The 22,386-nt window shown below is 67.4% G+C and carries 19 protein-coding genes and 4 pseudogenes; 13 read left to right on the top strand and 10 right to left on the bottom strand.

The features are described 5' to 3' along the window. The first annotated feature begins 454 nt into the window (after nucleotides 1-454). Nucleotides 455-3,070 carry a Helicase associated domain protein gene (locus ACWIGU_RS43690; RefSeq protein WP_454407474.1) on the top strand — a complete coding sequence of 872 codons (2,616 nt, stop codon included), beginning with the start codon at nucleotides 455-457 and terminating at the stop codon, nucleotides 3,068-3,070. 218 nt (nucleotides 3,071-3,288) lie between these two features. Further along, nucleotides 3,289-3,618 (top strand): hypothetical protein, encoded by a 330-nt coding sequence (locus ACWIGU_RS43685; RefSeq protein ID WP_454407472.1) that lies wholly within the window; start codon nucleotides 3,289-3,291, stop codon nucleotides 3,616-3,618. Nucleotides 3,619-4,333: 715 nt separating this feature from the next. On the opposite strand, the gene ACWIGU_RS43680 is transcribed toward ACWIGU_RS43685, so the two are convergent. Genes ACWIGU_RS43680 through ACWIGU_RS43670 form a run of 3 tightly spaced genes read right to left on the bottom strand, consistent with a single transcriptional unit; the run spans nucleotide 4,334 to nucleotide 6,786 of the window. After that, complete coding sequence (locus ACWIGU_RS43680; RefSeq protein WP_454407470.1) at nucleotides 4,334-5,125, bottom strand: ABC transporter permease; 792 nt, start codon at nucleotides 5,123-5,125, stop codon at nucleotides 4,334-4,336. Beyond that, the gene (locus ACWIGU_RS43675) at nucleotides 5,122-6,087 is read right to left on the bottom strand and encodes an ATP-binding cassette domain-containing protein (RefSeq protein WP_454407469.1); all 966 of its coding nucleotides are present in this window, start codon (nucleotides 6,085-6,087) and stop codon (nucleotides 5,122-5,124) included. Before ACWIGU_RS43675 ends, ACWIGU_RS43680 begins: the two co-directional genes overlap by 4 nt. Nucleotides 6,088-6,123: 36 nt before the next feature. Further along, nucleotides 6,124-6,786, bottom strand: coding sequence for a DUF4097 family beta strand repeat-containing protein (locus ACWIGU_RS43670; RefSeq protein WP_454407468.1), 663 nt, complete (start codon nucleotides 6,784-6,786; stop codon nucleotides 6,124-6,126). Between the two features lie 252 nt (nucleotides 6,787-7,038). Between ACWIGU_RS43670 and ACWIGU_RS43665 the strand changes: the two genes are divergently transcribed. The 7 genes and pseudogenes from ACWIGU_RS43665 to ACWIGU_RS43635 all read left to right on the top strand — a co-directional run bounded on the left by ACWIGU_RS43665 (nucleotide 7,039) and on the right by ACWIGU_RS43635 (nucleotide 13,147). Beyond that, entirely contained in the window at nucleotides 7,039-7,863 is an 825-nt protein-coding gene (locus ACWIGU_RS43665) for a helix-turn-helix domain-containing protein (protein WP_454407466.1), read from the top strand. A 47-nt stretch (nucleotides 7,864-7,910) separates the two neighbouring features. Further along, nucleotides 7,911-8,246: pseudogene (locus ACWIGU_RS43660) on the top strand (transposase); the annotation flags it as partial. A 1,254-nt stretch (nucleotides 8,247-9,500) separates the two neighbouring features. Continuing rightward, entirely contained in the window at nucleotides 9,501-10,313 is an 813-nt protein-coding gene (locus ACWIGU_RS43655) for a class I SAM-dependent methyltransferase (RefSeq protein ID WP_454407465.1), read from the top strand. 435 nt (nucleotides 10,314-10,748) lie between these two features. Further along, a complete protein-coding gene (locus tag ACWIGU_RS43650) occupies nucleotides 10,749-11,402 on the top strand; it encodes a LysR substrate-binding domain-containing protein (RefSeq protein ID WP_454407464.1) in 654 nt (217 codons plus the stop codon). A gap of 189 nt (nucleotides 11,403-11,591) precedes the next feature. Next, the gene (locus tag ACWIGU_RS43645) at nucleotides 11,592-12,257 is read left to right on the top strand and encodes a hypothetical protein (protein WP_454407462.1); all 666 of its coding nucleotides are present in this window, start codon (nucleotides 11,592-11,594) and stop codon (nucleotides 12,255-12,257) included. 11 nt (nucleotides 12,258-12,268) lie between these two features. Further along, the gene (locus ACWIGU_RS43640) at nucleotides 12,269-12,604 is read left to right on the top strand and encodes a hypothetical protein (protein WP_454407460.1); all 336 of its coding nucleotides are present in this window, start codon (nucleotides 12,269-12,271) and stop codon (nucleotides 12,602-12,604) included. Between the two features lie 165 nt (nucleotides 12,605-12,769). Next, nucleotides 12,770-13,147 (top strand): hypothetical protein, encoded by a 378-nt coding sequence (locus ACWIGU_RS43635; RefSeq protein WP_454407458.1) that lies wholly within the window; start codon nucleotides 12,770-12,772, stop codon nucleotides 13,145-13,147. 36 nt (nucleotides 13,148-13,183) lie between these two features. Here the strand turns inward: ACWIGU_RS43635 and ACWIGU_RS43630 are convergent, their stop codons facing one another. Together ACWIGU_RS43630 and ACWIGU_RS43625 are read right to left on the bottom strand one after the other, a co-directional pair. Then, nucleotides 13,184-13,312, bottom strand: a complete 129-nt coding sequence (locus tag ACWIGU_RS43630; protein ID WP_454407457.1) for a hypothetical protein — start codon at nucleotides 13,310-13,312, stop codon at nucleotides 13,184-13,186. Further along, entirely contained in the window at nucleotides 13,309-13,593 is a 285-nt protein-coding gene (locus ACWIGU_RS43625) for a hypothetical protein (RefSeq protein WP_454407455.1), read from the bottom strand. The genes ACWIGU_RS43630 and ACWIGU_RS43625 overlap by 4 nt, the downstream gene beginning before the upstream one ends. A 252-nt stretch (nucleotides 13,594-13,845) precedes the next feature. On the opposite strand from ACWIGU_RS43625, the gene ACWIGU_RS43620 reads away from it, so the two are divergent. Next, nucleotides 13,846-14,514 carry a methyltransferase domain-containing protein gene (locus tag ACWIGU_RS43620; RefSeq protein WP_454407454.1) on the top strand — a complete coding sequence of 223 codons (669 nt, stop codon included), beginning with the start codon at nucleotides 13,846-13,848 and terminating at the stop codon, nucleotides 14,512-14,514. 131 nt (nucleotides 14,515-14,645) lie between these two features. On the opposite strand, the gene ACWIGU_RS43615 is transcribed toward ACWIGU_RS43620, so the two are convergent. The 5 genes and pseudogenes from ACWIGU_RS43615 to ACWIGU_RS43595 form a co-directional block, all read right to left on the bottom strand. After that, a complete protein-coding gene (locus ACWIGU_RS43615; RefSeq protein WP_454407453.1) occupies nucleotides 14,646-15,221 on the bottom strand; it encodes a transcriptional regulator in 576 nt (191 codons plus the stop codon). Then, the gene (locus tag ACWIGU_RS43610; protein ID WP_454407452.1) at nucleotides 15,222-16,784 is read right to left on the bottom strand and encodes a helix-turn-helix domain-containing protein; all 1,563 of its coding nucleotides are present in this window, start codon (nucleotides 16,782-16,784) and stop codon (nucleotides 15,222-15,224) included. After that, nucleotides 16,784-17,035 (bottom strand): hypothetical protein, encoded by a 252-nt coding sequence (locus tag ACWIGU_RS43605; RefSeq protein WP_454407451.1) that lies wholly within the window; start codon nucleotides 17,033-17,035, stop codon nucleotides 16,784-16,786. The genes ACWIGU_RS43610 and ACWIGU_RS43605 overlap by 1 nt, the downstream gene beginning before the upstream one ends. Before the next feature lie 361 nt (nucleotides 17,036-17,396). Beyond that, a pseudogene (locus tag ACWIGU_RS43600) lies at nucleotides 17,397-17,654 on the bottom strand (MarR family transcriptional regulator); the annotation flags it as partial. Between the two features lie 7 nt (nucleotides 17,655-17,661). Beyond that, nucleotides 17,662-18,933 (bottom strand): annotated as a pseudogene (locus tag ACWIGU_RS43595) (RNA-guided endonuclease InsQ/TnpB family protein). Nucleotides 18,934-19,116: 183 nt separating this feature from the next. Between ACWIGU_RS43595 and ACWIGU_RS43590 the strand changes: the two are divergent. The 3 genes and pseudogenes from ACWIGU_RS43590 to ACWIGU_RS43580 form a co-directional block, all read left to right on the top strand. Beyond that, nucleotides 19,117-19,575 (top strand): annotated as a pseudogene (locus ACWIGU_RS43590) (ATP-binding cassette domain-containing protein); the annotation flags it as partial. A gap of 175 nt (nucleotides 19,576-19,750) precedes the next feature. Beyond that, a complete protein-coding gene (locus ACWIGU_RS43585; RefSeq protein WP_454407449.1) occupies nucleotides 19,751-20,992 on the top strand; it encodes a ParA family protein in 1,242 nt (413 codons plus the stop codon). Then, nucleotides 20,989-22,218: a ParB/RepB/Spo0J family partition protein gene (locus ACWIGU_RS43580; protein WP_454407448.1), complete on the top strand. Its 1,230-nt coding sequence runs from the start codon at nucleotides 20,989-20,991 to the stop codon at nucleotides 22,216-22,218. The genes ACWIGU_RS43585 and ACWIGU_RS43580 overlap by 4 nt, the downstream gene beginning before the upstream one ends. Nucleotides 22,219-22,386: the final 168 nt, after the last annotated feature.

The following is a 22,386-nucleotide window of genomic DNA, read 5'->3' as shown; positions in this document are numbered from 1 at the left end:
GACAGGTCTGCTCCGCAGACACGACGCGCCGCCGCTACGCGGCGGGAAGGAACTCCCCGACTTCGTCGGGGAGTTGGCGTCACTCCGTGACGCCTGCCGGATCCGCTCCGCGGCCCGGCGGCTCGGATCGCTCCGCGATCCGGCCTGGCAGGCCCACGCTCCGCGCGGTCCTGCAAAAGCGGCCGACTGCAGGGTGGGGTTGGATGTGACGGTGCATCTGCCAGGTTTTCTGAATGGAGCTTGATGCCCCGTCATGTTTATGGTCAGAATCGGACATGCCTGGCTCTCCTGATCGGCCGTGTGCGTCATTTTATAGGTGAGCTAAAATATGGCCTGTATGCTTACCATCGACCGTCCTCGTTAGCCCTGGATCACGTCACCATTTTTTCACTGTTCAGCGTCACTTATTCAGTGCCGGGACGCTTACCGAGTGCACATTCCACGGGAGCCAGCAATGGCAACAATGAAACTTTTACCGCATCAGATCGAGGCTGTCGACGGAATTCTGAGGGCACTTCAGGAACCTGCTGCTGGCCGCATGCCTGCACTGGGGCTACGGGCCCAGGTCGTCTCGGCAACCGGCTCGGGTAAGTCGCTGATGGCGGTGGAGGCGGCGCGCCGTCTGAAAGCGCGGCGTGTGTTGGTGCTGGTGCCGACTCTGGATCTGTTGACGCAGATGGCTGCCGCGTGGCGCGCCGGCGGCCGTGGTGGGGCGATCGTCGGGGTGTGCTCGCTCAGTGCCGCGGACAGTCAGGGTGTGCCGTGTACGACCAGCGCGGAGGAGCTGCGGTTGTGGCTGCAGGGCTTGGATCAGGTCACGGTGTTCGCGACGTATGCGTCGTTGGGTCTGCGGACGTTGCAGCAAGCTCATGCGTCCGGGGTTGGAGTGTGGGACCTGGTGGTTGTCGATGAGGCGCACCGGACGAGTGGTGATGCGGGTAGGCCGTGGGCTGCGGTGCATGACCAGCAGCAGATTCCGGCGCAGCGTCGGTTGTATATGACGGCGACGCCGCGGGTGTGGGAGGCCGGCGGTGAGACACCAGGGTTGGTGGCGTCGATGGACAGGGACTCCGAGGTGTTCGGGCCGGTGGCGTATGAGTTGAAGCTGTCCGAGGCGATTAGGCGGGGCATTGTGGCGCCGTATCAGGTCGTGTGTGTCGATATCCGGGACGAGGACGTCCACCAGGCGTTGCAGGAAGCTCCGTTGGGGGCCGACCATGTGCGCGGCGCGCGTCTGGCGGCTTTGCAGACGGGGTTGCTGACAGCGGCGGTGGAGGAGAAGCTGCGCAGGATCCTGACGTTCCATAGTCGGGTTGCGGAGGCGGAGGCGATGGCGGCCGGGGTGCCGGCCATTGCCGGGCAGTTGCACGCTGATGACCCTGAGCGGTTCCCGGCGCCGGGTCGGGTGTGGGCGCAGTGGCTGTATGGCGAGCACTCCCTGGGCCACCGCCAGAGCGTGCTGCAGCAGTTCTCTTCCGACTTCGTTTTGGGAGCCAGCGGTCGTGAGGTGAAGGCTGCGGTACAGGTTCTGGCGTCCGTGAAAGTTCTTGGGGAAGGTGTCGATACGGCCCGGTGTGATGCTGTTGCTTTTTGTGATGCGCGGGGTTCGATGGTGGATATTGTGCAAATGGTCGGGCGGGCGTTGCGTATTCGTCCGGGTGAGGGAAAACTCGCCACTTTGGTCGTTCCGGTATTTCTCGGGCCGGGCGAAGAAGGCGGGGAAATGCTGGTTTCGAATTCCTACGACACCCTCAGTAAGGTTCTTGGAGCCCTGCGGGCACACGACACGGAGACGATCGAGGCGCTCGCCGATCCCCGTGTGCGCAGCGGGAGTTGGGTCGACAGCGAGAGCCAGGACGGCGACGAAGCTGTAGATCACGATGACCTCGAGGACGGGGACAGCGACCGAAGCGACGGTGGACCCGTTCTCGACGAAGCGGAGGACGGTGAGGAGACGGCCGAGCTGGTGGTGAGTGGGCCAGCTGCGGAATTGCTGAAGTTCAGTACGCTGCGAGATCCGGCGCTGATCGCGCAGTTCATCCGCCTGCGGATCATCGATCCGGAGAACGCCTACTGGCGGCGCGGGATCCAGGCGTGCATCCAGTACCTGAAGGAGACCGGCGCGCAGGCCCTGCAGGTGCCGTACCGGTACGTCACACCGGACGACTGGTCCCCTGCCGCGTTCCCGCTCGGAGTGTGGCTGGCAGACCAGCGCAAGCACTACAACGCGGAGCTGCTCGAGGCCGAGCGGGTGCGGCAGTTGGACATGCTTGGCATGGTCTGGAACGTGCATGACAGTGCTTTTGATGAAGGCCTCATGGCGGCCAAGGCGTGGGCCGGGGTGCACGGGCATCTGCTGGCGCCAGTCAGCGCCGTGGGCGAAGGCGGGTTCCCGGTCGGGGTGTGGCTCAAGAACCAGCGGGCTGCCGCCCGGCGGGCCATGGAGGCTGCTGTCGCGCATGATCAGGGCCAGCCGGTGCCACCGGGAGGGTGGGGGCTGTCCCAGAGCCGCCTGGATGCGTTGGACGCTATCGACCCGGGCTGGTGCCCGGTGGCGTGGGACACCGGCTGGCAACGCTGCTTCCGCCTCGCCAAGAACCACATCGATGCCGGCGGTGCGCTGCCGGCCGGGCCCGGGGTCCTGGTCGTGCAGGGCGAAGACCTCGGCGCGTGGGTCAAGGCGCAGCGGCGGGGGTGGGGCAAGCTCGGGGCGGCACAGCAGTGGCTGCTGGAAAGCGTGCTGGGTGTTGAGGAGGCCGGGGAGGACGAGCGGCTGGTACGGCGCACGCAGGACGACAAATGGACGCTGAACCTGACCGCCGCAGGCCGCTTCCACGCGAGGGAAGGACACCTGCAGGTTCCGCGGGAGCACACCGAGTTGGTGCCCCTAGCAGAGGCCGGACCCGCCGGACAGGGCGCGGCAGGCGCCGAGACCAGCGCCGGGGCCGGCAGCGAGGACGGCGGTGTGCCCGTCGCACTCGGCATGTGGATCGCCAACACACGACGGCGCGCTACGAAACTCACTGAGCAACGCCGGGCGGATTTGGATGCGTTGGGCATGCGCTGGTGAGGTACCGGACCGCGTGTGCGCGTCGTGCTTCGCAGCGTCTCTAGCGCTCCCGCTACGAAGGGGCCTGGCTTTGTTCACGAGTAAAAGGTGTCCCGTAACCAGGGGTCACGAATGAGATGATCTTGGTGTGGTCAAGACCCGTCCTGATCGTGGACGGAACCCTGGTGCCGGTCCTGAGCCCTGGGCGAGTGTCCCGGATTCTGGAAGGAGCATGAGGCATGGGTGTTGACGTAGTGCTGATGCAGGTGACGCATCGGGGGACGAGTCCCAAGAAGCGTCGGCTGACCACGGTGGAATTCGTACAGGACGGGGCGGATCTGTTCTCTGGTATCTGCGTTCACAGCAGTCTGCCGATGCTCAACCGGGTGGACCCGTATCGCACCCAGATCCTTACCTCGGTCGACATGCCTCAGTTCATCTCCGAGGTCGACGCCACCTGTGATCTGGTGAACGGGCCGCGGGAGCGGGACATTCTGCGGCAGATCCGCGAGCTGGCCGAGCGTTGCGCGGAAACCGCGAGCCTGGAACTCCACCTCCAGGGCGACTAAGAACGACTAACGGAGAGACGGCGTCGAGACTGCGTTGTCCTCGCTTCGAAGGGCCAGGGTCCGGCTGGGAACAAAACCCCCTGCTCACAGCGATTCTCACGCCCATAGCCTGTACCCATGAGGCGCGGGGGCGGACCTCTGCCGGGTGGTGATGCGCAAGGCTTCGGCGGACCATCCCCGCGGGCGCGTAGGCAACGTGGATGCCTGGCGGACGAGTTGGGCGAGGTTCGGACCATCCCTGCGAACACAGGGGCGGCCACGTCTCGCGGCCTCAGGCCTCCGCGCTGTACGGATCATCCCCGCGGGTGGCGGGGTCGGCTACTCCGCTGACACCATCATGTCCGTGGCGATCGGACCCCATCCCCGCAGGTGCGGGGGCGACCGCAGGCGGCAGCGCTGCGGGGTGTGGTGGCGCCGCCTGAGCCGTCGGTCACCGGGACGTTGATGCTGGCCGGCAGGGTGGTGGAGTGGGTCTCGTTCGGCGACGTGGGGAGGGGAGCCATGTGAGGGAGGTGCGGAAAGTCTGGCTCTCGGAATCCGAAGTCCAGGTGATGAAACCTTGCTCAAACCCTGACGGGCCGCCAGACGAACCCCGTGCCGTCCATTGATGCATGGGGCGGGAACGCCGAAGGGCGGCGTACCCCCGACGTGGTGTCGGTGTACGCCGCCCAGGGGTGGGACGGGTTGCGGGGGATGGCCCGCGTGGCCATCTCGGCTACTTCGGGTCGTTGTTGAATTTTGTCTTCGACCAGTGGTAGCCGAGGACGGTCAGGCCGAGGCACCAGGCGATGGCGAGCCATGCGTTGTTGCCGATCTCGCTGCCGAGGAGGAGGCCGCGGAGGGTTTCGATGGCGGGGGTGAAGGGCTGGTACTCGGCGATGGGCTGGAACCAGCCGGGCATGGTGTCGACGGGGATGAAGGCGCTGGACAGGAGGGGGAGCAGGATGAGGGGCATGGCGTTGTTGCTGGCGGCTTCGGCGTTGGGGCTGCTGAGGCCCATGCCGACGGCGATCCAGGTGAGCGCCGTGGCGAACAGGACGAGCAGGCCGAACGCGGCGAGCCATTCCAGGACGGTGGCGTCCGTGGAGCGGAAGCCGATGGCGACGGCGACGGCACCGACGAGGATGACGCTGGCGATCGCCTGCAGGACGCTGCCGATGACATGGCCGATGAGGACGGATCCGCGGTGGATGGCCATGGTGCGGAAGCGGGCGATGATGCCCTCGGTCATGTCGTTGGAGACGGAGACCGCGGTGCCGATGGTGGTGGAGCCGATGGTCATCAGCAACAGGCCGGGGACGATGTAGGCGATGTATACGGAGCGGCCGGCGCCGCCGCCGCCGATGCCGGCGCTCATGACGTCGCCGAAGATGTAGACGAAGAGCAGGAGCAGCATGATCGGCGTGAGGAGCAGGTTCAGGGTCAGCGACGGGTAGCGTCGGGCGTGCAGGAGGTTGCGGCGCAGCATCGTGGACGAGTCGCGTACGGCGAGGGTCAGGGAGCTCATCGGACGGTCTCCTTGGGCTGGCTGGGCTGGCTGGGGATGCGGGCGTTGCCGGTGAGGGCGAAGAACACGTCGTCGAGGTCGGGGGTGTGCACGGTCAGTTCGTCCGCCTCGATGCCGGCCGAGTCCAGCCAGTCGAGGATCGAGCGCAGTTCGCGCTGGCTGCCGTCGCTGGGGAGCTGCAGTGCGAGGGCTTCGTCGTCGCGGGCGGCGTCGTGCAGGACGGTGGCGGCCTGCTGGTAGGCGTCCGGGTCGGTGAAGCGGAGCCGTACATGTCCGCCGGGGATGAGCCGCTTCAGCTCCTCGGCGGTGCCCTCCGCGGCGATCTTCCCGTCGTTCAGTACGGCGATACGGTCCGCCAACTCGTCGGCCTCTTCCAGATATTGGGTGGTGAGGAAGACGGTGACGCCGTCGGAGACCAGCTCGCGGATGATGCCCCACATGGTGTGGCGGGAGCGCGGGTCGAGGCCGGTGGTGGGCTCGTCGAGGAAGATGATCCGCGGGTTGCCGACCAGCGTCATGGCGATGTCCAGGCGGCGCTTCATGCCGCCGGAATAGGTGGAGACGGGCTTCTTCGCTGCCTCCACCAGGTCGAACTTTTCCAGGAGTTCGGCGGCGACCCGCCGCCCCTCACGCTTGGACAGGTGGTGCAGGTCCGCCATGAGGAACATGTTCTCCTCGCCGGTGATCAGTGCGTCGACGGCGGAGAACTGCCCGGTGACACCGATCGCGGCGCGTACGGCCTGCGCCTGGGCGGTGAGGTCGTGTCCGCCGACGCGCAGTTCACCCGCGTCGGCACCGATGAGCGTGGAGAGGATCTTGACGGCGGTGGTCTTGCCCGCGCCGTTCGGGCCGAGCAGGGCGAACACGGTGCCGGCCGGGATGTGCAGGTCGATGCCGTCGAGGACGGTCTTGTCACCGTACGCCTTGCGCAGCCCGTTCGCCGCGATGGCCAAGCTGGTCATGAGAAGTGCTCCTTCTTGAGGGCTGCGTGAGGGGGGTCAGTTGCTGCGGGCGGTGATGTCGCCCTGCCTGGTGGTGGCGCGGATGTCGAGGGTCGTGGTGCCGTCGTTCTTCAGGCTGTTCGTGACGCGGCCGTGAGAGGTGCCCGCGTTCAGGGCCGCGGAGACGCCGGCCGCGGCGGTGACGGTGATGTCGCCGGACTGGGTGGTCAGCGTGAGCTTGCCGCCGGTGGCCTCGGCGACGGTGATGTCACCACGGGCCGTGCTGATGTCACCGGGCCCGGTGAGCCGTTTGACCTCGACGTCGCCGTCGGTCGCGGTCAGCCGCAGGCCCGCGGCCTCGTCGACCTTGATGTGCTGGTAGGCGCCGTCGAAGACGAGGTCACCGAGGCGGCCCACGGCGCGCAGTTCGGTGGCCTGTGCCTTCGCCTCGATGCGGGAGCCGGCGGGCAGTTGGACGGTCACCTCGATGGAGCCCGACGGGCTGAAGTGCTGGTCGCCCTCGGGGTTCACGACCCGGAGCACACCATTGTCGTAGGCGATGGTGGTCCGCTCGGCGGCCTTCACATCCCGGCTCTTCGAAGCGTTGGCGGGCCGGACCTCGACGGTGACGTCGCTCCGGTCGGCGGCGATCAGCTGGATGCGGCCGGCGGGGATGTCCAGGTGGGCGGTGACGGGGGCGGTGGTGGCGAACTTCTGCATCACTGTGCTCCTTGATCGGGTGCCGTCTCCGGCCCTCGGTTTCTCTTTCTGACGAGGGAAACGCTACGTAGCGTTCAAGGATCACGCAATGAGCTTGTTGCGCCAAAACCCAGTAACTGCAGGCCAGAACACCTATTTCGTTGCAACAATCCTGCACTCTAACGCAACGACAGTCAGCCGAACGTTGCATTGAAATGAGAGTGAACGCTAAGGTCGGCCACACCACGGATCACGGACACGGAGGAGATCGCGATGCCGGGAGGCAGACTCAGCCAGCACGAACGCCAGGAGATCGCTCTGGGCCTTGCCGACGGCCTCGCCTACGCGGAGATCGCCAGGCGGCTCGAGCGCCCCACCTCGACCGTCACGCGTGAGGTCATGCGCAACGGCGGCCCGACCTCCTACCGCGCCGAGAAGGCCCACCGCGCCACCGAACGCCGCGCCCACCGGCGCAAGCAGCCCGCCTCCCGGGGACAGCAGGCACCCGCGCTCCCCCACGGACGCGACCTTGAAGCGGTGCGCGCGTACGAGGAGTTGTTCACCACCGTCATGATCCAGTCGGGACTGCCCAAGATGATGTCGCGGGTGATGGCGAGCCTCCTGACCACCGACTCCGGCAGCCTGACCGCCGCCGAACTCGTCCAGCGCCTCCAGGTCAGCCCGGCCACCGTCTCCAAGTCGATCGCCTTCCTGGAAAGCCAGACCCTCGTGCGCAGAGAACGCGACGAACGCCGCCGCGAGCGCTACGTCATCGACGACGACCTCTGGTACCAGTCGATGCTCGCCAGCTCCAAAGCCCTCATCCAGCAAGTCGACGTCTCACGCCAGGGCGTCACCGTCCTCGGCCCCGGCACCCCCGCCGCCACCCGCCTCGAAAACATCGCCCGCTTCCTCGACTACGTCGCCGAAAGCCTCACCCGCGCCGCGGAACAAGCCCGCGACATCCTCTACACAAAACCAGAACCACACTCAGACCCAGACCCGGACCCAGACACGGACCCGGACCCAGACACGGAGACGGGTTCGGACACGGACACGGACACGGACACGGACACGGACCACGATCGGATGATGTGAAGGACAGACGAATGGTCAGCGGCACCGTGAAGTGGTTCAACAGCGAAAAGGGCTTCGGCTGACGCGACTTCCGTGACCTGATCATCCGCACCCGCATCCAGCTCGGTGGCCCGATCGTGCTCGTCCGGGACAACGCCCACCTCCACCTGACCACTGGCATGAAGGACTTCATCACCGCGAACGCCGACTGGCTCACCGTGTTCCAGTTACCCACCTACGCCCCAGACCTCAACCCCCAGGAGGGCATCTGGCCGCTGGTCAAGCGCGACATCGGCAACCTCGCCGCCGCGGACCTCGGCCAGATCACCCGAGCCGTGAAACGCAAGCTCAAGATGCTGCAGTACCGCCCCGAAGTGATCGACGGCTGCCTCGCGGACACCGGTACGGCCCTTCGATTGAAACCGCGCGCGGTCAAGAACAGTCTGAGCGGTAGGCGAAGGGCCTGTCGGGGCAGCTGGTGCATCGAACAGGTAGATGCCGCCCATGTCGCCGAGCGTGAGCCCAGGGGGGCATTGGATCTCGGTGCGTTGTTCGTAAGGAAGGTCCCAGATGGTTCCCGTGGCCGGGGAGTCCTCGAGGGGCAGCCACGTGCGCCAGCTCTCGCCGTCGAACTCGGAGCTGTTGATCGTCAGGAGATGCTCCATGCGCACACTGCATGCAGGGCACGTCGGCCAGTCAGGCTCTTGCGTCCACGTGGGGTACCCGCCGACCTTGACGCCGTCCGACACAGAGAGGTGGGACCAGTAAGACCAGCCGGTTTCCTCCTCCAACTGTTCGAACCTGACTTCGAGCCCCTCGGCGACCTCGTCCGGGAGGTCCCAGTTCGGGTACTCGGTGACGCGCTCAGGGTGCAGGACGCACGGGTCCGGAAGGTAGTCGTTGTCAGCGCCGGTCGGGCAGGGTGGATTGGCCGGCTGCAGGTCGCTCAGGGAGCTGTCCCGCCAATACGTCTCGGGGCGGGGAACGTAGCCGTCCTCGTGGTCGAAGGGGCACCAGAGCACCTGCAGTAGATCGGCGGCGCTGGGGAAGGCCAGGTCAGGCACGTCGATTGCGAATAGCTGGAGGACCGGGACGAGCGGGATCGGTCCCTGGGCGGGAGGGGAGAACGCCGTGCGCGGGTGGTCGTCCTTGCCGTGGGGCCAGGGCTCCGAGAGCGGCCAGAGCACGGGGCCGCCGAGCGAGCTTTCCCGCGCGCTCGGATCGCCGAGGCGCGGATGCAGCCGAACGGCCGCCTTCCGAAAGGTGGCGACCTCCGGGAACAGCGTCTCGACATCGAGCGGACGTGGCGGGGTGGTGCGAACCATCGCACGTGCTCCTCACAGACCAAAGTCTTGGTTTGGCCACGACCGAGGCCGCGGTGGGCTGAGAGTAGCCGCACGGTCTGTCGGATCCACCAGCAGGCCCCGTTCTCACCCACGGGGCACTTCGCGGTCAGCCTTGCCAACACCCGACATCACGAGTTCAAGTTCAGTAGTGACGTCGACGGCGACAAGGTCCTGGCGGTTGTTCCAGGAGGGCTTGAGCATCCCTCAGGTCGGTTAGTACTTCTGATCTCCGGTCGCTGTTGATCAGCTAAGGGTTAGCGTCGGGGCCGCCGGGTTGTTGTCTCGGCGGTAGTGGTTCCGGGGAGGGGACGAGTGGTGCAGACGGCGTTTGATGAGTCCGAGCGGCGGGCGTGGGCGGGGCAGGCCGATGCCTATGCTGCAAGTTTCGCCAAACTCTGCGCGTATCCGGTGCCTGGGCTCCTCGACACTGCCGGGGTCAGGGAGGGCGTACGGGTCCTCGATGTGGGGACGGGCACGGGCACCGCCGCCGCAGTTGCATGTGATCGGGGAGCGAAGGTGACCGCGGTGGATGCGGAACCCGGCATGGTCGCCCAGGCCGCGCTGGCGGCTCCGGAAGCTGACGTGCGGCTTGCTGCTCTGCCCTGCTTGCCGTTCGCCGACGACGAGTTCGATGCCGTGGTCGGCAACTTCGTTGTCAACCATGTCGGACGGCCTGGGGAAGCCCTGCGGGAGTTGCGACGGGTGACGCGTCCTGGCGGGCGGATAGCCGTCACGATCTGGGCGGTTCCCACAGCCGCCGGGCAGGCCCTGCTGGGTAGGGCTGTCCAGGCGGCAGGCGTCACCCGTCCAGCTCACCTGCCGGCGCTTGCTCCCGAGGACGACTTCCCCCGTACTGAACAGGGGTTCGCCGCGTTGCTCGGTGAGGCGGGTTTGACGGACGCCCTGTGCGACACCTTGACCTGGGACCACCGGACCACGCTTGAGGAGTGGTGGAGCGGACCGGCCGCCGGAGTGGCAACGATCGGCCAGATTGTGACGAGTCAGGACCTGGTGGTCATTGCCGAGATCAAAAACCACTTCGAGTCGTTGTGCACGGAGTTTGCCGGCCCGGGCGGTGTACTGACGTTGCCTCACGCAGCCCTGATGGCGCATGGCCAGGCTTGAGTTGCTTTGCCCAAGCGGACGGGCTGAGGCTTCTCTCGTTCAGCCGACCTTCGTGGGCCAGCCGTCGACAGCCGTCGGTCTGCCCGGCCAGCTGGGGATCGCGCCTTTCCGAGCGAGGCGCCTGGTCATGAGGGTGCCCCGGCGGCTAACCCGCAAAGGGACCCGCGACACCTGGACGGGAAAGCCGAAACCCATCAGCTGAATCACCGGATGGCGCGAACAGCCCTGCCTGTTCGCGCCATCCGGGACTCAACCCCGTGGCAGCAATCGGACCGCAAATGTGCCCGGTGGCTTGGACGGCTTCAGCTCCCGGCAGCCCTGCGCAGCACATGATGCGTCTCGTTCTCCCCGGCGGGAGAGAAGCCTTCGGACAGGTACAGGCGGCGGGCGTCCTCGTCGCCGGGCTGAGACGGATGTAGATCCGTTCGGCGAAGCGTGCGGTTCCTGACGGCGGACCGCCGGCCTTCGACTGCCTCGGCATCCCGCCGACCGTCGGCGCCGCGGGCGGTCAACTCCTGGCCGGGGCAGCCGAGTTGTTTTGTGGTCGCGAGCCTGGGTGCGAGGTGCAGCTGCGCGAGGCTCAGATCGGCGAGGTGTTTTCCGTGGCTCCGCGACGGTGAGGCCGACACCGCGTTGGTTCACCGCTCCGCAGCCGAACCCGGGCTCGCCTGCAGCCCGGCGCTCGTGCGCGAGGCACGCATGCTGGCTGCTCCCGTGGGACATCCCATCGCCCATCAGGAGTCGGCGAGCCTGGAGGACCTGGAACGGGTGGAACTCCTGCGGCTGCCCGCAAACGTCCCCGACACCCTCCAGCGGGACTGCACGCCCTCCGCCACCCCTACCGGCCGCCCCATCGAACACGCCCCCGCCTCCGCAACGTTCAACGAGATACTCACCCGCATCGGCGCCGGTGAAAGCTGCTTCACCGTCGGTGCGCAGGTGCAGCGCTACTACGTCCGCCCCGACGTCGCCTACATCCCCCTACGCGACGCGCCACCACTGGAATGGTCCCTGTACTGGCGCATCGACTCCGCAACGGCCCGCGTCCGCGTCTTTTGCGATTCAGCGTTCAGGCTGCTCGGCGACTGAGCGAGCCCCCGAACCCCAGCTCCCGGGTGAAGCCAGGAGAGCCAGTCGCTGCTGGCAGACGTCCTCGACGTTCCCGCCGCCGCGATCGAACATCTCCCCTGGCCCCACTGGCTGCCCGCCTTCGAACAGCCCTCCCCCTTCAGCCCCGCGGGAAGCCGGGCCGCCCTCAGAGAGATGCAGATCACCCGCATGGACCGACGATCCTTCCTGGTACTCAGCAGCAGCACCCTCATCGAAGTCGCCACCGACTGGGCCCGCATCGAGCCACGCCACCTCTCCCAGGCCCTCGACGGACAACACATCGACGAAGAACTCCTGACCTGGCTGGAGCAACGCTCCGGCGAACTGCGCACCCTTGCCGGGCCGCATCCGCAGCTCTCCGGTCTCATCGACGCCCACCTGAACACCGCGATCGACCTGATCACCCAGGACCGCTACACCCCGGCAGCAGGCCGCCGCCTGCACGCCGTCGCCGCCGACCTCGCACACTGCGCCGCATGGCTGCGCTTCGACGCCGACCGGCACGCCGACGCCCAACGCCACTGGCAGGCCGCCGTCCACGCCGCGCACCAGGCCGGCGACCGCGACCTCGCCGCCGTCGCCCTGTCCGACCTCGCCTACCCGGCCACCTGGCTCTCCCGGCCCGCCGATGCCATCCGCGTCCTGGAACACGCCCGCTCCCGCACCCGCACGGCAGCCGCCCGCTCCCTGCTCGACGTGCGCCGCACACGAGCCCTGCGCCGTACTCCAGGACCGCCACGCAACCCAACGCGCGCTCATGTCAGCCGAGAACGAGCTAGTGCCGTGACCGGAAAGGTTCGCCGAGAAGCTCGCGGCACTAGGGTGCCGCTGTGAGGTTGCGCGGAGTGTTCATCGCATTTTTCCTGGTCCCGCTGGCGTGGGGGGTGATCACCCTGCTGAGGGCCGGGGCGGCCCACGGCGTCCCGGACTGCCCGGGGCTCCAGCTGGGCGAGGACGGCGAGGACCACCCCGGCTCCATGCGGCAGGGCTATACCTGCGCGCTCGACTACAACACCCACGGCGGCGATTCGACCGGCACGGCCACGTACAACCAGCTCAAGTACGCCCAGGAGGTGAAGCGCGGCAACCTCCTGGGCCAGGGCCTGCTGTACACGCTGTACGGAACGGCGGGCACGGCCGCCACCGTGATCGCCACCCGGAAGCGCGCCGACGGACGCTAGCGCCGTGACCGGAAAGGTTCGCCGAGAAGCTCGCGGCGTCCGGTGCGGTGCATCGCAAGGCGGAGCATCGCCCATGCACTGGATGTACTCGGGTGATGCGAGCGGGGAGGTACCGTGCCGGGCATCCCGAGCCGGTGAACCTTTCCGGTCGCGGCACTAGACAGGATGCACCCGCACGACACACCCCCCGTGGTCTCCTGGATGTCGATGGCGGACGTCAACGCCGATGCCGGACGCTGCTGGCTCGACCTCGGCGACCCCGCCCGCGCCGGCACCGCGCTCGACTCCGGACTGGGCGAACTCGATCCACGCCGCTCCCGCACCAAAGCGGTGTTCCTGACCTACCGGGCCGAAGGCTCGCTCCATCACCGCGACGCCCCCACCGCCGCGGCCGATGCCCGCGCCGCACTCGACACCGCCCTCGACTCCAAGGCCACTCGCTGCATCGACCTCGCCCCCACACTCATCCGCCGCCTGGACAACCGAACCGAGCAGCCGATGATCGAGCTACGCGAGTACGCCCGGGAACGACTCGCCGGATGATCCGACAGCTACGGTGCATGACGCCCAGACAGCTGGTCAGATGCCTACGAGGGTGGGCACAGCATCCGCATGTCCGTAGCCGAGCACCTGGGCGAGGACTCCCCGGAACAGGACGATGTCTTCAGCCGGCGCCTCAATAACGGCCTCGATCTCGCTGTCGGTCAATCGCAGGTCCCCAGCGCTTCAGGTGCCAGTGAGATCCGCAGGACGTTGCCTGTCAGAACGGCTTGACGCACACAGCCGTATGCGGTCCCGTGTCCGGCTGTGACCAAGCAGTGTGTGTCCATCCCCAAGGCCACCTCTTGGTCATCGGGCTCTTCCTCTCCCGCCATGAACATCAAGATGAAGCCGCTTCCGTCCCCTTCCTCGGCAAGGGCGGCTTCGGTGACGTAGCCGTCAGGGTCGATCTCGGTTCTGGCGGCGCGGGCGGTGAATCGGTCCGTCATGACGGGGGTTCTATCAGCGTGCCCAGCTGATCCATGCCGCAGGGGCGGGCTCGACGTTCCACCGTCACGCACGTTCGGCATTGGTCAGGACGATCGGACAGGCCAGGGCAACAGGCATGGCAGGCAAGAGGAACTGCAGAAGCAGATCACCGAGGCCGCAGTCTGCCGTGCCTGTGCCGGGACTCGCCGGGCAGGGTGAGCGTCATACCCACGCCCCCGGGTTCCACAAGGCCACCGCCCTATTGTTAGCTGATGCGCGCACACCACATTGACCGCCCGGCCGATCTCGACGTGGTCCGCGACTCCTATGACCAGGTGGCCGACAACTACGCCCACATGGTGGAGACGACGGGTATGGGTGACATCCGTCGCCATCCCTGGCTCAAGGCGTCGATCGACGCCTTCGCCGAGACCGTGGCCGAGCTCGGGCCCGTCCTCGACGTCGGCTGCGGCCCCGGCACGGTGACCGGCTACCTCGCCGAACGTGGACTCGACGTATCCGGGGTGGACCTCTCTCCCCGCATGATCGAGAACGCGCGCCGTCTTCATCCGCAATGCCGCTTCAGCGTCGCCTCCGCCACTGAACTCGACCTCGGTGAAGCGTCGCTCGGCGGCGTGCTCGGATGGTGGTCACTGTTCAACCTCCCCCGCAATGTCCTTCCGCAGGTCCTCGCCCATTTCGCGCACGCCCTGAAGCCGGGCGGGCACTTCATCACCGGCACACACGTCGGCGACGAGGACGCAGTGCGCACCGAGGCCTACGGAGGAGTACCCGTTCGCTGGACCACGCACAAATGGCAGCCAGAGCAGCTCGTGGACCTGATCCAGCAAGCCGGACTGCACCCGGTCGCCGAACTCCGGCTCCCCGCGGATGAATGGAGCGGGCCGGGCGTGGTCATCATGGCCAAGCGCCCCGACTGAGGACCAGGCGCCGGAGGCGGCACGCCCTGGACTGCGTCTGCTCCCTCTACCTCGCAGCCCCCGGCATCTGACCAGCCCCACACGCCGCCGCCTCCGCAGTCAACCCCCGAAGGACCTCCGGGGGCGACCGCTTAGGCAGCGAAGCCGATGTTCATGACGTACTCGTAGGCGCCGTAGTCGGAGCCGAGGTCGACGGTGATCTCGTCGAACCATGCCTCGTCCATGGCCTCGTCGTCATCGGCCGCCCACGCCTGCACCATCCGGTCCCAGTTCCGCACATTGAGGGTGCGGAAAGATACGTCTCGCTGGTGCGGTCGGGGGACCTGGGACTGGTTGAGGGGATGGAACTCGACGCGGGTGCCCCGGCCTTGCCGGTTGAGGCGCTGCAGGAGATGCCGGGCGACGTTGTGGCGGCGCACCTGCCGATAGGCGTCCTCCAACTGCGCGAGGCTCTTCCTCGACGGCGAGGCCTTGCCCTCCGCCCATCGCTTGAGAGTGCGGTCGGTGACCGTCAGGCCGGCCTCGCGTGCAGCTGCCTTCGCGTGGTCGGTGCGGGTGAGGTAGTGCAGGCGGGCCAGCATGCCGCGGCGCTGAGTGACAGGCGTGGCGATGAAGTGGGCGAGGGTGTCGAGCTGGCGGGCAGCGGCCTGGTATCCCTTGATTCCGCGGGCGCCGAACTTGCCGAACTCCAGATTTCTGTCTGGCACTTACTCTCCCTCCCCCGGGCTCGGGTCCGCGACGTGCGCGGTGCCCGCGGTGTAGGTGTCCTTCACCTTGACTTCGGTAACACCGCGGCCCTCGGGGAAGACACTGTGCCAGTTGCCGATGACGTGGAGTTCGTCGGTGCCCATCGCGCGCACCACGGTCAGGCCCTCTTCGTGGGCCTTGTAGGCCTTCGTCCACAGGTTGGCGAAGGCCTGGGAGCGGATGATGTGCATCCAGTCGGGGCGGTACAGCTCCCGGTTGTAGTTCGACTCTCCCATCGTGGATACGAACTTGGAGTACATCGCCTTCACGTACTCCAGCGTCACCTCGTCCTGTTCGCGGATGGCCTGCTCGCGGGCGTCTTTGAGGACGATGCGGAACTTTTCCAGGAGGTTCTCGGTGGCGCCGGAGGTGTAGGACTCATGGATCTGAGGCGGGTCACACAAGCCGTACTTCGGGCCGGACAGGCGCAGCAGGAGGCGCAGGGTGGGCTCGGTGACCCACAGAGGGCCGGGTTCGTCCCGGTTTCCGATCGGGTTCGGCAGTACTGCTTCGTGTTCCCAGTGTGGTGGGGTGATCAGGTGGACACCTGCGCGGCGGCGGTCGTGGTGGAAGCCGGTGGAGTGTTCCAGCTGCCCGAGCGGGAGGTGAGTCTTGAGGGCGGACAGGTAGGCGCCGTTGATGTCGAGCGCGGTCACCTCGTGCTCACCGGGCGGGAGTTCGTGGCGGGTCCACTTGGGGCGGGCTTCCCAGATCCGGTCGGCGCCTTTCGCGGTCTGCTTCTTCAGGATGTCAGGGATCCAGGGGTGGGCGATCACGTCGTAGCGGGCGCCCTTACGGGTCTCGTCCAGCAAAACCATCGCGTCCGGGATCGCCCGCTTGAGCAGCGCTGCACTCGCGGCTTCGACGTCGCCCTCGTGGGCGGCGAGCGCGGCTTGAACGGCTTCGTGGATCACGTCGGCCGGCCCGGACGACTCCTGGAACGCCCGCCCACGCGGGGCCGGCTTCTTCGGCCGCTGCGTGGCGTGTGACGGGCGCGCCGTACGTACCGTGCGCGCCGTCTGGACCTGCGGAGCGCTCGGAGCCGCCGGCGTCGTCGTGCTGGCGGTGGGCCGGCAGTCGGCGGGGTCCAGGTGCTGAGGAAAGCCGGCCACACGCTGCCGGGCCGGGCTGCCGCACAGGACGCACGACTCGGGCGTGGCCAGAGTTTCGACGTCGTCTGCGTCGTCCGTGCCGTCGGCGTCGTCGGCGGGTGAGGGTTCGCTCGCCTCGGGCGCGGCCACCGGGGCCGGTGCCGCCTCGTCGGTCTCGGGTTCGGCGGGCGGTGCGAACTTCGCGGCCAGGCCGTCCAGGAGGTAGGCGTATTTCGCGCGCGTCTCCCCCGCCGGGTCGCGCCCCGATTCCCACCCGGTGACCGTGGAGGGGCTCACGCCGAGCGCCCGGGCCACCTGTGCCTTCGACAGTCCCGCCCGCTCGCGCAGACTCCGGCGTACCTCGGTGTCGGGAAGCTCCTCCTGCGGGGTGAGCGAGGCGAGCAGGGAGTCGATCGCGTCGAACTCGCTCATCACTGACCAGCCCCCTTGTCCGAGCGTCTGGCGCGGCGGCGCTCGGCCAGGGCCGGGGTGACCGTCTCCTTGACCCGCTGCTCGCCCCACCCGGTGATCTGCGCCGCCCGCCCGATCCGGCCGTGGACCGGCCGCCCGGTGACCGGATCACGGGCCAGGTACGCGCGCAGCGCATCGGCGACGCGGTCCTCGGCGTCCTTCAACACCTCGACCGCATCCGCGAGTTCACGCTCGTCATCCACCTCTGACACACTCCAGACGATACCACTTTCAGTGACATACATTAAATCCGTGACGGTCGCCGTTTTTGGCCACGCCATCGCGGGACAGTGAGTGATCAACCGGGCGACTTGAGGGTGTACGGGTCGCGTTCGACGTGTAGTCGGGTGCGGAACATGTATGAGCGGGGCATCACGCCGTCATTTGGAAGGTCGTGCACGCGTCCTGCAGGTCACTCTCCAGGCCGCCGTGGCCACTTGGGGACTGCGACCACCGGTAAAGCGCGCCGAGGGCGGTACGTGCGTGACGCCTCGCATCGTCGATGGCCGCCGGCATCGGCACCTGCGCACACACCCTGATGTTCATCAGTACGTAGCACGGCCTGCATGACGGTCAGGACCGCGGAGCCCGTGACGGTGAAGACGACGTCGGCGCGCGGCCTGAGGGGGCTGGGGTGCCCTGGAGCGGTTCGGGCTGAGTGTGGAGGATGTCGCGGGCCTGCTCCGCGGCGCGGGCGATGCTTTCGGAGACGAAGTCGAGGAAACGGGCGATGTTTTCGAGGCGGGTGGCGGCGGGGGTGCCGGGGCCGAGGACGCCGACGCCTTGTCGTGCGATGTCGACGACGTGGGCGGTGGAACGGGCGGAGGCCAGGAGGCCATCATCGACTGGTACTTGACTCCTCCCCCTCGTAGACGAGGGGGATTCCTAGCTCACGTCGCCTGCCCCCCGGCGGGGGTGCAGGTCTTACACGATCAGCACTAGCCGGGTGGAAGACCAGCCCGGACCAGCATCACGCGGGCGGAGTTCTTGTCTCTCGGCGAGACGGCTCCGCATGCGGTGCAGGCATACGTTCGTATCGAAAGAGGTAGTGCGTGCTTGGTTCTCGCTCCGCACTGCGCGCAGTCCATCGTGGTGTGCGCGGGGTGTACCAGATGGATGGTCCGGCCGTGCTTCCTGGCCATCTCGACAAGCGCCGCCTTGGTGGCGCCGATCGCGGCATCTGCTGCTTTCCTGCCCATGGTCGACTTCGCGAGGACTTCGGCTTGAAGTCCTCGATGGCCAAGGCGTCGTGGTCGCGGACGACCTTCTTGGCCCACTTGCGGCCGGTGTCCTGCCGCTGGGCCGCGACCTTGCGGTGCAGTTTCGCCCTCTGCCGCTTTGCCTCGCGGTATCCCTTCGATCCGGCCTGTCCCTTCGCAGGGCGGCGCCGGGCCATCATCCGCTGATAACGGGCAAGTTTGTGCGCGGCTGTCCGCCCGTGCTGGGAATGGGGAAGGTCGTGGTCGTCGGATGTGGTGGTCGCGGTCTCCTTGACGCCCCAGTCGATGCCGATCACGCGACCGGTCGCGGGCAGCTTCTCGCTCTGGGCGGGGACGACGAAGGACGCCCACCAGTGCCCCACCGCATCGCGGTACACGCGCACCGACGAGGGCGGCTCGGGCAGCTGGCGCGACCACACCGGCCGCACCACGATCTGGCCGGCGAGATGCAGACGGCCGTCCTTGAGGCGGAACCCTCGCTTGGTGTACTCGAGGGTGGGCAGCGCTTCGCGCTTCTTCTTGTACTTCGGCATCCCCGCCCGCTGCCGCATCGGCAACCGCGCCTTGATGTCCTTGAGGGCCTTCGCACGCGACCTGCCGAAGTCACGTATCAGCTGCTGCTGAGGAACGCAGGCACCATCAGCCAGCCACGGCGTACGCGAACGGGCCTCGGTCAGCATCGCCGCGCGCTGGACCGGCCCGCACGTCGTCTTCTCGCCCCTCGCCCGGTTGTGCGCGTGAACGGCCTTGGACTTGGCGACGCACTCGTTCCACACCCAACGCGCCCGGTCCCACTCAGCCTCGAGGGCGGTCCGGGCCGACGCCGACAGACGCACGCGGTAGGTGTACCGGCAATGGCCGGCCGCCTGCGAGGTCGCTTCTGTCGTCATGCATCGGAACCTACCTGGCAGGACTGACAGTTGAGCCCACTTGCTCTTTGCGGTGGTGTCCCATGCCAGCGGTTTCGGGCTACGCCGATCCGCCCTGGCCGCGAATCTGCTTCCCTGCCCCACTCACGCGGGAGCTTCGTCTCCTCCCCCGGCCAAAGCCGGGGCATCCACGAAGGAGAAACGATGAACGACCTGGCCATCGCGGCGAACGGGCTGCGCAAGTCCTACGGCGACAAGACCGTCCTCGACGGCATCGACCTGCACATCCCGGCCGGCACCGTGTTCGCGCTGCTCGGCCCGAACGGCGCGGGCAAGACCACCGCCGTCAAGATCCTCTCCACCCTCATCTCCCCCGGCCCCGGCACCGGCCAGATCCACGTCGGCGGACACGACCTCACCGCCCAGGCGCAGGCCGTACGCGCCGCGATCGGTGTCACCGGGCAGTTCTCCGCTGTCGACGCACTGATCACCGGCGAGGAGAACATGTTCCTCATGGCGGACCTGCACCACCTGTCCAAGCGTGAGGGGCGGCGGGTCGCCGCCGAACTCCCGGAGCGGTTCGACCTGACCGACGCCGCGAAGAAGCCCGCCTCCACCTACTCCGGTGGGGTGCTGGGCGCACCTGATTGGGCAGAGGTGTTGCACCGTCGGTATCGGCGGCGCCGGCCGCTCCGGGAGGTGCACGGGGCGGTTCGGGGAGTTTGGGGTGGTTTGAACTCGTTGGGTGAGCCCGGGCTTTACCGCGGTAAAGAATCCATTCCGAGAAACTAACGTGTCGAGGCGCAACTTGATCTACGGCGTTAGTAAGGTGACACGCATGAGTTCTCCCACCACCTCCAGCGACCGGGAAAAGGTCGTATCCAAGCTGCCGGGCCGGCTCCGCCAGAGCCTCAAAGTCAGGTGCGCCCAGCACGGTCTCGAGATCCAGACGGCCATCGAACAAGCCGTCAGGGCCTGGACCGGGCTCGCCTCCGGGCTTGAACCTGTCGACACGGCCGGTGCCGACTCGTTCTCCACCTTCCTTCCGCACGGTCAGTGGAACGACTTCAAGGTGGTCACCACGCAGCGCGGCGTGTCCCTCACTCAGGGGCTGGCGCAGGCGGTGCACATGTGGCTGGACAGCCATCCGGCACCGGATATCGAACGGCCGGTCGTCACCCGGCGGTTCGTGGTGTGTAACCAGAAGGGCGGCGTGGGCAAGACCGCCATCACCGCCGGCCTCGGTGAGGCCATGGCTGAGGACCGCAACAGCCTGTACCCGGTCCAGATCGCCAAGCAACTCGCTTCGGAGCCGGACGGTGACGAGGACCCGCTCGGCGTCGAGAACCTTCCCGGTATCGGCCTGCGCGTCCTCCTGGTCGACTTCGACCCCCAGTGCCACCTCACCAACCAGCTCGGTGCAACACCTCTGCCCATTTCGCAGGACGGCGACAGCCTCACCAACCACATGGGCGGCTCCCCCAAGGGCGACCTGCGGGATCTCATCGTCACCATCGACGAGGAACGGTTCGGCGACCGTCTCCACCTGCTGCCCAGTTGTAACGACGCGTTCCTGCTCGATGTCCGGCTCTCCGGAGTCCGCGCCCGGGAAGCCGCGTTGGAGCGTGCGCTTGCACCGCTGGAAGCCGACTACGACGTCATCGTTGTCGACTGCCCACCGAGCCTCGGCCTGAGCATGGACGCCGCCGTCTATTACGGGCGGCGCCGGAAGGACGAAGTGCCCGGCCAGTCCGGCCCCCTCGTCGTCGTACAGGCAGAGGACAGCTCAGCCGATGCCTACGACCTGCTGACGAACCAGATCGAAGACCTGCGCAACGACATGGACCTCGATATCGACTACCTCGGTCTGGTCGTCAACCTCTACGACCCGCGGCGCGGCTACATCGCCACGTCCTCCCTCGAGGGATGGATGGACATAAAGGATCCGCGCGTCGTCGCGATCGTCAGTGAGCGCAAGGAACAGAAGGAGGCCGTCCGAATGAAACAGCCTCTGCTGTCGTACGCGCCCAAGAGCCAAATCGCGATCAGCATGCGGGCCATGGCGCGGGAGCTGTCATGAGCAAGAAGGACCAGTTGGGCGGCGGACGATTCGGCAACACCCAGACGCGTCCTGTCAGCGCCCGGCGCCAGGCCGTCGCGGAAGCGACCGGCGTCGCCACCACCGGCGCGCTCGACAGCCGCCTGCAGACGCTGCCGCTCGAGCAGCTCGTGCCGACGCGGTTCAACCCGCGTCGTAACTTCGGCTCTGATGAGGACCTCAAGGAGTTTGGCCGCAAGCTGGAGGTGAAGCAGCTTCAGCCGGCTGTTGCGGTCACGCGCGAGGCCTACCTGAAGTTGTGGGAGGAAGAAGCCGATGCGGTGGGGACCCATCGGTATGTCATCGCGAATGGTGAGCGCCGCTTCCGCGCTTCCCAGGCGGCAGGTCTCGGCACCCTAGAAGTCATCGTCGACGACACGCTCGCGGCGTCCAGGGCCACGTTCCTGGACGCGGTCCTGTCAGAGAACAACGACCGCGAGGACCTGGACCCCGTCGAGCAGGCCATCGGCATCCAGACGATGGTTGAGCAGCTCGGAGGCAAGGCCAAGGTCGCGGAGCACTTCGGCAAGTCGGCCGGGTGGGTCACCCAGCAGCTGTACTTGCTGAAGCTCGCTCCGGAACTCCAGGACCTCGTCAGTGCGGGTGTACTGCCCGTTCGGGAGACTCGGGACCTGGTGAAGCTGCCGGTGGAGGAGCAGGCCACTGCCTGGGCGAACCGGCTCGCGGCCCGGGCCGAGGAGAAGCTGGCACCAGCGGATCCGGTAGAAGACCGGAGAGATCTGTCCCCGCCGGCGCCGAAGGCTCTCGGCTTTACCGCGGTAAAGAATCCGCCGACCGAGCCACCGACCGCCCCGACCGAACCGGCTCAGCCGGGGCCGTTCTTTACCGCGGTAAAGAATCCGGAGACCGACTCGCCGACCGCACCGGCCGAGTCAGCTCAACCGGCCCCCGGCTTTACCGCGGTAAAGAATGAGGGTGCTGACCCCGCGCCCCGAAGCGACGTTGCCCACGCAGCGATGCCGTCATCCCCGACGGCCACGGCTCCCGAGACTGTCCCCGAGCCCAGGGCCCACGAACTGACGGAGCGGGACACGAACGGCCACGAGGCTGACGGCAAGAGGTTCCCCTACGACAGCGGCGCCATGAGCGCGCACCTCCTGATCCGGAAGATGGAGACGGATGAGGAGTTCTTCAAGATGGTCGACATCCTGGTCGCGACAAAGCTGCGGAAGCGGCCCGCAGTCTGACGTGTCGGGCCTGACCCATCGACACGCCCGCCAACGCCCGACGCTCAGCCCAAGGAGGCCCAGCTCCCATCGAAAGTGGAGGCGGGCCTTCTTGGCGTATGGGGACATCCGCAACTTCAGGTGGTCTCGCTCGGTGCCCTCGACCCCTTTTTGCGGCCCCGCAAATGG

The sequence above is a fragment of the Streptomyces sp. NPDC055400 genome, from assembly GCF_053644375.1.
Note: the sequence above shows the minus strand (reverse complement) of the source record. Positions and strands in the feature narration are given on the sequence as shown.

Coding starts and splice junctions, on each gene's coding strand:
- ACWIGU_RS43690 (WP_454407474.1), top strand. CDS start 455: ATGGCAACAATGAAACTTTTACCGCATCAGATCGAGGCTGTCGACGGA.
- ACWIGU_RS43685 (WP_454407472.1), top strand. CDS start 3,289: ATGGGTGTTGACGTAGTGCTGATGCAGGTGACGCATCGGGGGACGAGT.
- ACWIGU_RS43680 (WP_454407470.1), bottom strand. CDS start 5,125: ATGAGCTCCCTGACCCTCGCCGTACGCGACTCGTCCACGATGCTGCGC.
- ACWIGU_RS43675 (WP_454407469.1), bottom strand. CDS start 6,087: ATGACCAGCTTGGCCATCGCGGCGAACGGGCTGCGCAAGGCGTACGGT.
- ACWIGU_RS43670 (WP_454407468.1), bottom strand. CDS start 6,786: ATGCAGAAGTTCGCCACCACCGCCCCCGTCACCGCCCACCTGGACATC.
- ACWIGU_RS43665 (WP_454407466.1), top strand. CDS start 7,039: ATGCCGGGAGGCAGACTCAGCCAGCACGAACGCCAGGAGATCGCTCTG.
- ACWIGU_RS43645 (WP_454407462.1), top strand. CDS start 11,592: ATGGACCGACGATCCTTCCTGGTACTCAGCAGCAGCACCCTCATCGAA.
- ACWIGU_RS43635 (WP_454407458.1), top strand. CDS start 12,770: ATGCACCCGCACGACACACCCCCCGTGGTCTCCTGGATGTCGATGGCG.
- ACWIGU_RS43625 (WP_454407455.1), bottom strand. CDS start 13,593: ATGACGGACCGATTCACCGCCCGCGCCGCCAGAACCGAGATCGACCCT.
- ACWIGU_RS43620 (WP_454407454.1), top strand. CDS start 13,846: ATGCGCGCACACCACATTGACCGCCCGGCCGATCTCGACGTGGTCCGC.
- ACWIGU_RS43610 (WP_454407452.1), bottom strand. CDS start 16,784: ATGAGCGAGTTCGACGCGATCGACTCCCTGCTCGCCTCGCTCACCCCG.
- ACWIGU_RS43585 (WP_454407449.1), top strand. CDS start 19,751: ATGAGTTCTCCCACCACCTCCAGCGACCGGGAAAAGGTCGTATCCAAG.
- ACWIGU_RS43580 (WP_454407448.1), top strand. CDS start 20,989: ATGAGCAAGAAGGACCAGTTGGGCGGCGGACGATTCGGCAACACCCAG.